The 12675-nt window shown below is 25.4% G+C and carries 12 protein-coding genes; all 12 read left to right on the top strand.

The window, feature by feature from the left end; all coding sequences use genetic code 11:
* Positions 1-12: 12 nt before the first annotated feature.
* The 12 genes from ACQPUW_RS12615 (at position 13) to galU (ending at position 12641) form a co-directional block, all read left to right on the top strand.
* Complete coding sequence (locus ACQPUW_RS12615; protein ID WP_430837855.1) at positions 13-1059, top strand: mannose-1-phosphate guanylyltransferase; 1047 nt, start codon at positions 13-15, stop codon at positions 1057-1059.
* A 21-nt stretch (positions 1060-1080) separates the two neighbouring features.
* Positions 1081-1815 carry a WecB/TagA/CpsF family glycosyltransferase gene (locus ACQPUW_RS12610; protein WP_430837854.1) on the top strand — a complete coding sequence of 245 codons (735 nt, stop codon included), beginning with the start codon at positions 1081-1083 and terminating at the stop codon, positions 1813-1815.
* Between the two features lie 12 nt (positions 1816-1827).
* Positions 1828-2328, top strand: coding sequence for a hypothetical protein (locus tag ACQPUW_RS12605; RefSeq protein ID WP_430837853.1), 501 nt, complete (start codon positions 1828-1830; stop codon positions 2326-2328).
* Positions 2329-2357: 29 nt separating this feature from the next.
* Entirely contained in the window at positions 2358-3476 is a 1119-nt protein-coding gene (locus tag ACQPUW_RS12600) for a glycosyltransferase family 4 protein (protein ID WP_430837852.1), read from the top strand.
* Between the two features lie 9 nt (positions 3477-3485).
* The gene (locus ACQPUW_RS12595) at positions 3486-4853 is read left to right on the top strand and encodes a hypothetical protein (protein WP_430837851.1); all 1368 of its coding nucleotides are present in this window, start codon (positions 3486-3488) and stop codon (positions 4851-4853) included.
* Positions 4854-4871: 18 nt separating this feature from the next.
* The gene (locus ACQPUW_RS12590; RefSeq protein WP_430837850.1) at positions 4872-5708 is read left to right on the top strand and encodes a glycosyltransferase family 2 protein; all 837 of its coding nucleotides are present in this window, start codon (positions 4872-4874) and stop codon (positions 5706-5708) included.
* Between the two features lie 50 nt (positions 5709-5758).
* The gene (locus tag ACQPUW_RS12585) at positions 5759-6877 is read left to right on the top strand and encodes a glycosyltransferase (RefSeq protein WP_430837849.1); all 1119 of its coding nucleotides are present in this window, start codon (positions 5759-5761) and stop codon (positions 6875-6877) included.
* 35 nt (positions 6878-6912) lie between these two features.
* Positions 6913-8085 carry a glycosyltransferase family 4 protein gene (locus ACQPUW_RS12580; protein ID WP_430837848.1) on the top strand — a complete coding sequence of 391 codons (1173 nt, stop codon included), beginning with the start codon at positions 6913-6915 and terminating at the stop codon, positions 8083-8085.
* A 61-nt stretch (positions 8086-8146) separates the two neighbouring features.
* A complete protein-coding gene (locus ACQPUW_RS12575) occupies positions 8147-9592 on the top strand; it encodes a flippase (protein ID WP_430837847.1) in 1446 nt (481 codons plus the stop codon).
* A gap of 2 nt (positions 9593-9594) precedes the next feature.
* A complete protein-coding gene (glf, locus tag ACQPUW_RS12570) occupies positions 9595-10698 on the top strand; it encodes a UDP-galactopyranose mutase (protein WP_430837846.1) in 1104 nt (367 codons plus the stop codon).
* Between the two features lie 42 nt (positions 10699-10740).
* Entirely contained in the window at positions 10741-11760 is a 1020-nt protein-coding gene (galE, locus tag ACQPUW_RS12565; protein WP_430837845.1) for a UDP-glucose 4-epimerase GalE, read from the top strand.
* An 11-nt stretch (positions 11761-11771) separates the two neighbouring features.
* Positions 11772-12641 carry a UTP--glucose-1-phosphate uridylyltransferase GalU gene (gene galU, locus ACQPUW_RS12560; protein ID WP_430837844.1) on the top strand — a complete coding sequence of 290 codons (870 nt, stop codon included), beginning with the start codon at positions 11772-11774 and terminating at the stop codon, positions 12639-12641.
* Positions 12642-12675 lie beyond the last annotated feature (34 nt).

Below are 12675 nucleotides of genomic sequence, written 5' to 3'. Positions count from 1 at the left end.
GGATGAAATAATATGTTATGTGCTTTAATCATGGCAGGAGGTAAAGGTACAAGGTTTTGGCCTTTATCAACGGAGGAAAGACCAAAGCAATTCTTGAATCTTATTGGTGATGACACCATGATACAAATGACTATTAATAGAATAAAGCCAATAATACCTATAGAAAGAATATTTATATGTACTGGTGAAAGGTATGTATCTTTAGTTAAGGAACAATTACCTGAACTTCCAGAAAGAAATATAATTGTAGAGCCAGAAGGAAGAAATACAGCTCCATGTATAGCTTTATCAGCGCTAGTTATAAAGAAATATTATAAAGATGCGACAATGGTAGTATTGCCTTCAGATCATCTAATAAAAGATGAGGATAGATTTAGAAATATAATATTAGATGGGGAAGAGCATTTAAAAGAAAATAGTAATGCTATTCTTACACTTGGAATGACTCCAAATAGACCTGAAACAGGATATGGGTATATTAAGTTTACTGATAATAAAGCAAATATTAATGAGAGTGAAGTTATAAAGGTAGAAAAGTTTGTTGAGAAACCAAGTTTAGAAGTTGCTAAGGAATATTTAGAAGATGGTTCATATCTTTGGAATGGTGGTATGTTTATATGGACAGTAGAGAATATAATAACACAAATAAGGGAATTTAGTCCAAGGACATATGATGTATTAAAAGAAATAGAAATTGTAGAGGAAGATGAACTTCAAGAAATTATAAATAAAAATTATAAAGAGACTGAAGCAATTTCAGTAGACTATGCAGTACTTGAAAAATCAAATAATATATATGTAATTCCAAGTGACATAAATTGGGATGATATAGGAACTTGGAAGTCAGTTGAAAGATATAAAGAAAAAGATATAGATAATAATATAGTAACTGAGAATGTAAAAGTAATTGAGTCGAAATCAAATATGGCTATAAATAATAACAAGAAAATTGTAATGATAGGAATAGAAGATACTATGACTGTTGAAACAGATGATGCAATATTTATAGTTAATAAAGATTATATGGATAATCTAAGAGATTATAAAGAAGTTTTATAATAAATAGAAAGTGTTGATAAGATGAGTAGAATCAAATGTCTTAATATAGAAGTAGATAATTTAACTATGGATGAAGCTATTAATGAGGTGGATAGATTAATACAAAAAAAGGTGCCAAGCTATGTAGTTACTCCAAATGTTGATCATATAGTTAAATTAGAAAAAGATGAAGAATTTAAAAATGTGTATAAAGATGCAGATCTAATATTGACAGATGGTATGCCTTTAATATGGATATCAAAATTAAAAGGAAATCCAATAAAAGAAAAAGTATCAGGATCAGATCTTTTTCCTAAAGTATGCGAGTTAGCTAATGATAAAGGATATAGCATATTTTTATTAGGAGCAGCAGAAGGAGTTGCAGATAAGGCAGCTGCCAACTTAATGGAAAAGTATAAAGGGTTGAATATAGTTGGTACATATTCACCAAGCTATGGATTTGAAAATAAAGATGATGAAATAGAAAAAATAATTAATATATTAAATAGATGCAAACCTGACATATTGGCAGTTGGGCTTGGAGCACCAAAGCAAGAAAAATTTTTATATAAGTATAAATATAAACTAAATATTCCAGTATCATTAGCAATAGGTGCAAGTATAGATTTTGAAGCTGGAAATATAAATAGGTCACCTAAATGGATGCAAAAATCTGGACTAGAGTGGTTTTATAGATTATGTAAAGAACCAAGGAGAATGTTTAAAAGATATATAATTGATGATTTGAAAATAATAAAATTAATAAATAAATATTAAAGTGAGGTAAGTATGTTTGAAAAACTAAAAGAAGATGCCAAGGTGAATAATTATAGAATAACTCCAATTTTTATATTATTCATATATAGGCTAGGAAATGAGATTTACTATTCAAAAATAAATAAAGTTATAAAAAAAATTATTTTAATATTTATTAAAGTTTTTCAAAAAGTATTTATTGATATTGTTTTTGGTATTGAAATTAATTATGAATCCATAATAGGAAAAGGAATGCGAATAGTACACCCAAAAGAAATAATTATAGCGAGTAGTGCTAAAGTAGGAGAATATTGTACTGTATTTAATGGAGTTACAGTTGGAACAAATGAGCATTCAAAAAAAAGTTTAGCGGCGACTATAGGGAATAATGTGTATATAGGAACCGGTGGGAAAATTATTGGTCAAATAATTATAGGGGATAATTGTAAAATAGGAGCTAATGCAGTGGTATTTAAGAACATAAAGGAAAATACTACAGTTGTTAGTGAGCAAAGAATAATTGAGAAATCCTAATTGCAATATTATGAAAGGATATAAAATTGATGAAAATACTTTTGGATTTAACAAGTCTTAATGATAATTTTTCAGGTATTGAGAGATTTACTTTAAATATAAGTAAATCTTTAATTATTAATGATTTTGAAAATGAGTATATACTTATATTTAAAAATGAAATATATAAAGACTTTAAAGATATTATAAATAAAAAGAATGTTAAAGTTAAAGTTATAAAAGGGAAAAACAAATTAATAACAACTCAAATAATATTACCATTAAAATTATATAAAATTAAAGCAGATAAATATATATTTTTGGCATTTCCAGCACCAATTTTATTTTTTAGAAAAGGAATAATAAATGCAATTCATGACATGACTGCATGGTTATTTCCAGAAACCATGTCTAAAAAAGGACTAATTCTATTTAAACTTTTAATTAGAAAGGCAATAATAAATAGTGAAAGAATAATAACAGTTTCACAAAGTTCTAAAAGAGATATAAATAAAATATTTAATAAAAATAATATTCCGATAGATATTATTTTTAATGGGATAGATGAAAAATTTATCGATTTTAAGTTTGACTTGGATGTGGCTAATGAGGTGTCTAAGAAGTATAATTTGAATTTTAAATATATTTTATGCTTAGGGACTATAGAACCTAGAAAAAATATAATGTTATTAATAGATTCATACATAGAACTAAAAAAGGAATATGGAATTAATTTAAAATTGGTTTTAGTTGGTAGAAAGGGATGGAAGTATAATAATATAATAAACAAGATAAAAGAAAATAATCTTGAGGAAGATATTATATTTACAGGATTTGTAGATGATGAAGATTTACCATATGTATATAATATGGCAGAATTATTTGTGTTTCCATCTATTTATGAAGGATTTGGGATACCTATAATAGAGGCGATGTCAGTAGGTGTTCCAGTAATTGGTGCTAATACTTCATCTATACCAGAAGTTTTGGAAGGTAATGGAATGTTATTTGAAAATAACAATAAAGAAAATTTAAAATTAAAAATAATGGAATTATTGAATATGAGCAATGAAGATAAAAAAGGAATTATTAGCAATGGATATATTAGAGCTAAAGATTTTTGTTGGAAAGAAGAAGCTAATAAATTACTTAGGAATTTAGAGAGGTGAATTTAAGATATGAATAAGAGTATTAATTTTTTAAATTTATCTTTACTTTTAGTAGGTATTGTAGCAAGTGTATTAAATAAAGAATCAATATACGTAGCGTTATTTCTGATAAATATTATTTTTTATATGCTTTCTAATATTGATGATATTACATTTTTACTTTATTCTTTTTTAATTCCATCAAAAGCATTACAATTCTTAGCTGTTTTGATTGTAATATTAATATTATTAATAAAGAAAAATAAAGTAAGCTATTATAAAAGAACAAATATAATAATTATATTTTTAATATATATTTTAATACAGTCTTTATTTGATGTATTAATTCATGAAGGTAGTTTTTTAGCTTTAATATTAGAGTTTTCTATTTATTCGATATATTTTGTTTGCATATATTTAATAATAAATAAAGCTTCACTCATTAACTATAAGCTAATTAAAAATTTAGAAATTATAGTTGTAGTTGAAGCTATAATAGGAATAACTCAATTCATTATTTCAAAACAGTTTGGAGATTCTATTAGAGGTTCTTTTATTAGTGCGCATTATTATGGAATATTTTTAGCGTTATGGATATTTTACTATACAAAATATTTAATTAATGATACCCAAAAAGCAAATAAAATTCATGTAATATTTAATTATATGCTAGTAATTATTATGTTTGTAATGAATGACGCAAAGCATGTATATGCAATTTTTATAGTGGCTTTAATTATATATTATTTTATTAAGAAAGTATCCAAAAAAAATGTTGTTGTTATTTCAGGAGTTTTTATATTATTAATTATCATTTTGGGGGTTAATGTATTTAAAATTAATTCAGTGCAAAATAAATTAAATAAAGAAATTCCAGATGTATCTCAATATGTGTACAACCCAAGATATAATCAAAAATATATTTTTTTTGATAGAACTTTTAATACATTAGAGGGATATAAATTTTTTATAGGAGAAGGGTTAGGCCAGTACAGTTCACAAGCTTCAAACTATATAGCTTATAATGGTTTTTACCATGAAGATATAGGAGAAAGAGATAAATATTTCAAATCATTTATAAGTAAAGACTATAGATATAATATACAAGACTTAATGATAGGAAGTTATATGAGAAACATACATAATACAAGCTTTGTTTTAAGTTTTCCGTTACAAAGCTTTATATCTATATTTGCAGAGATAGGATTTATAGGTTTTATTTTTATGTTATTAGTATTCAAAAGTTATATAAAGGACTATGAAGATTCTATAATTATAATATTTTTTATAATTATATCTATATTTGATATATATTTTGAAGTTCCAAGTGTATTTATGATGATGAATTTATTTATATTACTTCCTTATAAATATAATATAAGGAATGAAAGACAATAAAATAAAAAGGAGGAAAAAATGAAATATTCTATTATTATAGCAACGATAAATAGAAGTAATTTGATAAATAAATGTATAGAATCTGTTATGTTACAGAGTTATAAGAATTATGAAATTATAGTAGTAGATCAGAGTAGCGATACAAAAACGAAAAAAATAGTAGAAAAATATGATGATGTAAGATATATAAATATAATGCCAAATGGATTATCAAATGCTAGAAATATTGGAGTAAAGTTTGCTAAAGGTGATTATATATGTTTATTGGATGATGATGCTGAATATGATAAAAATTTTTTAGAAAATATAAATGGATTTTTAAGTAATAATAAGGTAGCAATCATTGGTGGAAAAGTAAAGGATAAAATAACAGGACAAGTATTTTTAAAAGAGATGAATGATTCAATTATAAAATTGACTGAGGATATTATAGAAAATTATCTTGTAAGCTCAGCTCTTGTAATTGACTCAAAATTATTAAGTATGGTAAATGGATTTGATGAGAAATTTGGAGCAGGATCTAAATATGGGTCTGCTGAAGAGACTGATTTAATACTAAGAATTTATTATAAGGACAATAATATTTATTATTATCCAGATGCTATAGTATACCATCCTTATGAGGAAAAAGAGGACGTTAAGTTAAGTAAAATTTATTCTTATGGGGTTGGATATGGGGCATTAGTTAAAAAACATAGTACTATATATAAAAATAAAGTTATTAAGAAAAAGTATAATATAAAAATTATTAAACAAGTTATAGCAATAATATCTTTTAATATTATTAAATTAGATAGAACGAAAGTTCATTTAAATAGATTAAAGGGAATTATAAATGGATATAAAACTTATTAATTAAAATATTTATTTAATTATAAGAAGAATTAATAAAAGTGGTGAAATATTTGAGAGAAAAGAAAAAAATATTAATAGTACAGGAAACACTCGAAGGTGGTGGAGCTGAAAAAGTATTAATAGATATTCTAAATAACATAGAATATTCAAAATATGATGTAGATTTGCTTTTAATAAAGAATACTGGTGTATATATAGATCAGATAAATAAAAATGTTAATAAAAAATATATATATAATAAAAGTAAAATATTAATTTTAGATAAAATAAAGGATAAAATATTTAAAAAAATAATTGTTAAATATTTTTGCAATTTTATCATTAAAAATAAAATAGACTCTAATTATTATGCAGAAATTGCATTTTTGGAGGGCCCTTCATCACAAGTAGTTTCAAAAATAAAGAGTAATAATGTTAAAAAGATCGGGTGGGTTCATACAGATTTAAGAAGATTAAGAAGAATAGAAATGGAAGAGGAAAAAACAATATATAACCAATTCGATAAAATAATATGTGTTTCAAATGAGGTTAGAAATGCTTTAATATCGCTATATCCTTTTACAGAAGATAAGTCAACTGTAATATATAATCTTATAGATATAGAAAAGATAAAAAAAAGAGCAAAAGAAAAAATTAAATTTAAATTTGATGGTAAAAATATAGTATCTGTGGGAAGACTCATAGAGTCTAAAAGGTTTGATTTAATAATAAGAGCTCATAAGGAAGTTATTGATAGAGGTATAAAACATAATCTTATAATTTTAGGAGAAGGTCCATTAAAACATGATTTAATTGAATTAACTAAAAATTTAGGCGTAAGCGATTCTGTCAAGTTTTTTGGTTTTGTTAAAAATCCATACCCATATATAGCAAAATCAGATATATATATTATGGCTTCAGATTATGAAGGACTGCCATTAGTTATCTGTGAAGCTTTAGCATTGAATAGGTTAATAATTTCAACAGATTGTACTGGACCATCAGAGTTATTAAATAATGGGGCTGGCATATTGGTTAAATGTGGAGAATACAAAGAAATTTCTGAAAATATAATTAGAGTATTTGAGGATCATACTTTATATAAAAGCTATATAAGTAAAACTATTGAGCCAATAAAATTATTTGAAAGTAATTATATAATGAAAAAAATATATAATGCGATTGATTAGTAAAGTAAATATTTTATTATTTTAGGAGGATAATTTTGAAAACTATAATATATATAAGAGATAAAGTCAACAAGAGGTCAGGAGGTCCAGCAGGGTACTTATATAATCTTTTTGATGGAGTAAAAAAAAATAATATAAAAAATATAAAATTATTTGAAGATTATAATTCTGGAACTTATATAAATAAACAAAATAAAGTGAAAAAAAGTCTAGTAAATATAATTAAACATAAATTACCAATTATTTACGAGAACAAATTGATTAATCAAGAAAAAAATTCAGAAGAAGTACATATAGATGAAGATTGCAATTTTATACATTTTCATAATGTGAAAGATATAGTTAGGTATAAAAAGGGCAATAAAAAAAATATTAAATTAATTTTAACATCACATTCACCAGAGGCTCCATCACAGGAACAGGTGAATAGTTTGAGAGCTTCTCTTAAAACAAATTATAAGTTTGTTAAACTTAAAAAATTTTTATATAGAAACTATGATATAAAGGCGTTTGAATTAGCAGATTATATAATATTTCCTTCAGAGGAATCAATGGATCCATATAAAGAAACTATTAATGGATTTGAAAAATTAATAAAAAATAAGAACTTAGAATTTATGATGAGTGGTGTTGAAAAATTACAATTTAAGTTAGATAGAGAAGCATTCAGAAATAAATATAATATTCCAGATGATGCATTTCTAATATCTTATATAGGAAGACATAATAAAGTTAAAGGATTCGATATATTAAAAATAATCATAAAAAAGCTTTGGGAAAAAGGCATGAATGTTTATGTTGTAACTGGTGGAATTGGAGATATAGAGCCTTTAAAAAATGAAAAATGGATTGATATAGGATGGACAGATGATCCAGGATCCATTGTAAATTCATCAGATTTATTTATATTGCCTAATAGAAGAACTTACTTCGATTTGGTTCTACTTGAAGTTTTATCAATAGGAGTACCTGTTATTGCATCAAATACTGGTGGAAACAAAACAGTTTCAAAGTACACTGATGGGATAAGTTTATTTGATTTAGATAATATTGATTTAGTTGTGAAGGAGATAGAAGGATTAGGAAGTAATAAAGAAAAATTAAATATGATGAAAATGGCCAATTTAGAATGTTATTACAAAAATTTCACAACAGAAAAGTTTGCAGAAAGATATAATAATTTGTTAAAAAAATTATATCGAGATTAAAGATATTTTGATATAAATAATGAGTTAGTATAAAAATAATATGAATTAGTGAGAAAGATATATGAGTTTAAAAAAAAATTTTTTATATAATACAATTTATCAAATGTTTATAATAATTATTCCAATAATAACAGTACCTTATATATCAAGAATATTAGGTCCTGATGGGGTTGGATTATATTCATATACAGCTTCATATGCTCAGTATTTTGTTTTATTTGGTATGATAGGGATTTCTTTATACGGAAATAGACAAGTAGCATATAGCAAAAATAATAGAAAAAATTTATCTGAAGAATTTTGGAATATTTATTGTTTGCAATTTATTACAACTATACTTGCTTTAATTATATATATAGTATTATTTTGTATAATAAATAACAACAATAAAGCTATATATTTGATTCAATCTATAATAGTATTATCAACAGTTTTCGATATATCTTGGTTTTTTATTGGATATGAAGATATGAAAAGTGTTGTAGTAAGGAATACTATAGTAAAAATATTAGGTGTATTTTGTGTGTTTATCTTTGTAAAAGAACAATCAGATGTTTGGAAATATGCAATAATAATGTCTGGAAGTAATTTTATAGGGCAAATTATAATGTGGCTAAACTTAAAAGATAAAATTGATTTTTATAAACCGAAACTTGAAAATTCAATTAAACATTTAAAACCTGCTTTAGCACTTTTTATATCTCAGTTAGCGATTCAAGTATATACATTATTAGATAAAACTATGTTAGGATATATGGTTGGAGTTGGAGAAGTAGGATTATATGAAAATTCGCAGAAAACAATAAAACTAGCACTTACTTTAATAACATCACTTGGAGTAGTAATGCTTCCTAGAATGAGCGCATTGTATTCAGAAGGAAATATTAAAAAAATAAAAGAGATGATAAATAAATCATTTAGCTTTGTTAATTTTATGGCTTTTCCAATGGTATTTGGACTTATAGCTATATCTACTACATTTTCATTATGGTTTTATGGACAAGCATTTGATGGAATAGATATTTTGTTAAAAGCTGGTTCTGTTTTAATGATTGTTATAGGATGGAGCAACATATTAGGAATACAGGTTATGTTACCTATGAAAAAAGAAAAGCAGTTTACAATCTCTGTTATAATTGGCGCTATAGTAAATTTTATTCTAAATATATTACTTATAAATAAATTTCAGTCTGTAGGTACAACAGTTGCTTCTGTATTAGCTGAATTTGCTGTAACATCTACACAAGTATATTTTTTAAGAAATTTTATTGATGTAAAAGGAATAATAAAAACGATAATAAAACCTATGATAGGATCTATTTTTATGTTTATAATACTAATACTTATATTACCTATGTTTAAGATTGGTTTTATATGGACAATTATAGAAGTTGTTATTGGATCTGTAACATATATGATTATTATGTATTTATTTAAAGATCAATTTTTAATAGAAGTAATGAATTTGTTAAAAACAAAATTTAAAAAGGATAGGGGAAGAATTTAATAATGAAAAAATATGATTATGTTATAGTCGGAGCAGGATTGTTTGGATCAACTTTTGCATATGAAGCAAATAAAAGAGGAAAGAAATGTTTAGTAATAGATAAAAGGAAACATATAGGAGGAAATGTTTATTGTGAAAATGTGGAAGGTGTAAATGTACATAAATATGGTGCACATATATTCCATACAAGTAATAAAGAAGTATGGGATTATGTAAATAGTTTTGCTGAATTTAATAGATATACAAATTCTCCAGTTGCAAATTATAAAGGAGAGCTTTATAATCTTCCATTTAATATGAATACATTTTATCAATTATGGAAGATAAAAACTCCAAAAGAAGCTATGAATAAAATTGAAGAGCAAAAGAAAGATGCTAATATATTAGAACCCCAAAATTTGGAGGAGCAAGCAATAAGTTTAGTAGGATATGATATATATGAAAAATTAATTAAAGGTTATACAGAAAAGCAATGGGGACAAAAAGCTAATGAACTTCCAGCATTTATAATAAAAAGATTACCAGTAAGATTTACTTTTGATAATAATTATTTTAATGATAGCTATCAAGGAATTCCTATTGGTGGATATAATAAAATAATAGAAAAAATGTTAACTGGAATAGAAGTAAAACTTGGGATAGATTTTTTGAGAAATAGAAAAGAATTAGAAAGTTTAGCTGATAAAATAGTATTTACAGGAATGATTGATGAATTTTACAATTACAAGTTTGGAACATTAGAATACAGAAGCTTAAGATTTGAAAATGAAGTATTAGATGAAGAAAATCACCAAGGAAATGCTGTGATTAATTATACAGAGTATGAAATACCTTATACAAGAATAATAGAGCATAAGCATTTTGAAAATTGCGATTCTAAGAAAACAGTAATAACTAAAGAATATCCAGAAACTTGGAACAAAGGTGATGAACCTTATTATCCAGTGAATAATGAAAGAAATAATGAAATTTATAAAAAGTATAAAGAATTAGCTAATAAAGAAGAAAATGTTATATTTGGTGGTAGACTTGCAGAATACAAATATTATGATATGCATAATGTTATTGAAAGAGCGTTAGAATGTGTGAATAAAGAGTTTGATTAGAATACGGTTAAGGAGCATTTAAAATTTGGAGGGGGTAGAATAATGAATATATTAGTGACTGGTGGAATAGGATATATAGGTAGTCATACAATAATAGAATTATTAAAAGATAACAATAATAATATTATTGTTATTGATAATTTAATTAATAGCAGAATAGAAGTAAAAGATATTATAGAAAAAATTTCAGGTAGAAAGATAAAATTTTATAATATTGATTTAGTTGATTTTAATAGCGTTAATGAGATATTTAATAAAGAAGATATTGATTCAGTAATACATTTTGCAGCGTTAAAGGCAGTTGGAGAATCAGTAGAAAGACCATTAGAATATTATAATAACAATATTATAGGAACATTGAATCTTCTAACAGTGATGAAAAATCATAATGTAAAGAAATTTATATTTAGTTCTTCAGCAACTGTATATGGAGATAGTGATATTATGCCAGTACATGAAGGATTGCCTATAATGTCAGCCACTAATCCATATGGTAGAACAAAGACAATGATAGAAGATATTTTAGGAGATATTTATATATCAGATAGTTCATGGGAAATAGTGCTTCTTAGATATTTTAATCCAGTCGGGGCTCATAAGAGTGGACTTATTGGTGAGTTACCAAATGGAATACCAAGTAATCTTATGCCATATGTATCAAAAGTTGCTGATGGAGAGTTAGAGTATGTAAGAGTTTTTGGAAATGATTATGATACACCTGACGGAACAGGAGTAAGAGACTATATACATGTTGTTGATTTAGCAAAAGGGCATGTATTAGCTATGAAGAAGTTGAAAGACGGTTCTGGTTTAAATACTTATAATTTGGGAACAGGACAAGGTTATTCAGTTTTAGAAATTATAAATGCATTTTCTAAAGCATCTGGTAAAAAAATACCTTATAAAATAGTTGATAGAAGAGCTGGAGATATAGCTACAAGTTATGCAGATCCAAGTAAAGCTAAAAAAGAACTTGGATGGTGTGCAGAAAAAAATCTAGATGATATGTGTAAAGATTTTTGGAGATGGCAATGCACAGGTATGAAAAATTTCAATAATTAAGGAGCACTTAGGTGAATAAAAAAATAAGAAAAGCAATAATACCAGCAGCAGGTCTTGGGACTAGGTTTTTACCTGCAACAAAAGCACAGCCAAAGGAAATGCTTCCAATAGTTGATAAACCAACAATTCAATACATTATAGAAGAGGCAATAGCTTCAGGCATTGAAGAAATACTTATAATAACAGGAAGAAGCAAAAAATGCATAGAAGATCATTTTGATAGATCAATAGAGCTTGAATTAGAGCTTAAAAAATCAGGAAAAGAAGAAATGCTTGAAATGGTTGAAGATATATCAAACATGGCAGATATATACTATATAAGGCAAAAGGAGCCTAAAGGACTTGGACATGCTATAAGTTGTGCTAAAACTTTCGTAGGAGATGAACCTTTTGCAATATTACTTGGTGATGATATTGTATATAATGATGAAAAGCCATGTTTAAAGCAACTTATTGATTGTTATGACGAGTATAAGACAAGTGTTTTAGGAGTACAAACTGTTCCAGAAGAAAATGTATGCAAATATGGAATCGTTGATGGAATAGAAATAGAAGATAGGGTATGTAAAGTTAAAGGGTTGGTAGAGAAGCCAAAGGTAGAAGAGGCACCATCTAATATTGCAATACTTGGAAGATATATAGTTACACCTAAAATATTTGAGATTTTAGAAAGAACTAAGCCCGGTAAAGGTAATGAAATACAACTTACAGATGCATTACTTGAACTTATCAATGAAGAAGCAATGTATGCATATAACTTTGAAGGCAGAAGATATGATGTTGGAGATAAACTTGGATTCTTAGAGGCAACAGTTGAATACGCACTAAGAAGAGAAGATTTAAAAGAAGGGTTTACTGATTATTTAAAAGGTATACTATAAATAATAGAACATTAAATGCTTAACTAAATTACTA

The sequence above is a fragment of the Clostridium sardiniense genome, assembly GCF_050584765.1.
Taxonomy (GTDB): Bacteria; Bacillota; Clostridia; order Clostridiales; family Clostridiaceae; genus Clostridium; species Clostridium sardiniense_A.
This window is presented reverse-complemented; position numbering and strand designations above follow the sequence as displayed.

Bases quoted from the DNA above. Each gene is read 5' to 3' on its own strand.
- glf (WP_430837846.1), top strand. From the start codon at position 9,595: ATGAAAAAATATGATTATGTTATAGTCGGAGCAGGATTGTTTGGATCA.
- ACQPUW_RS12610 (WP_430837854.1), top strand. From the start codon at position 1,081: ATGAGTAGAATCAAATGTCTTAATATAGAAGTAGATAATTTAACTATG.
- ACQPUW_RS12590 (WP_430837850.1), top strand. From the start codon at position 4,872: ATGAAATATTCTATTATTATAGCAACGATAAATAGAAGTAATTTGATA.
- ACQPUW_RS12575 (WP_430837847.1), top strand. From the start codon at position 8,147: ATGAGTTTAAAAAAAAATTTTTTATATAATACAATTTATCAAATGTTT.
- ACQPUW_RS12600 (WP_430837852.1), top strand. From the start codon at position 2,358: ATGAAAATACTTTTGGATTTAACAAGTCTTAATGATAATTTTTCAGGT.
- galE (WP_430837845.1), top strand. From the start codon at position 10,741: ATGAATATATTAGTGACTGGTGGAATAGGATATATAGGTAGTCATACA.
- ACQPUW_RS12595 (WP_430837851.1), top strand. From the start codon at position 3,486: ATGAATAAGAGTATTAATTTTTTAAATTTATCTTTACTTTTAGTAGGT.
- ACQPUW_RS12605 (WP_430837853.1), top strand. From the start codon at position 1,828: ATGTTTGAAAAACTAAAAGAAGATGCCAAGGTGAATAATTATAGAATA.
- ACQPUW_RS12615 (WP_430837855.1), top strand. From the start codon at position 13: ATGTTATGTGCTTTAATCATGGCAGGAGGTAAAGGTACAAGGTTTTGG.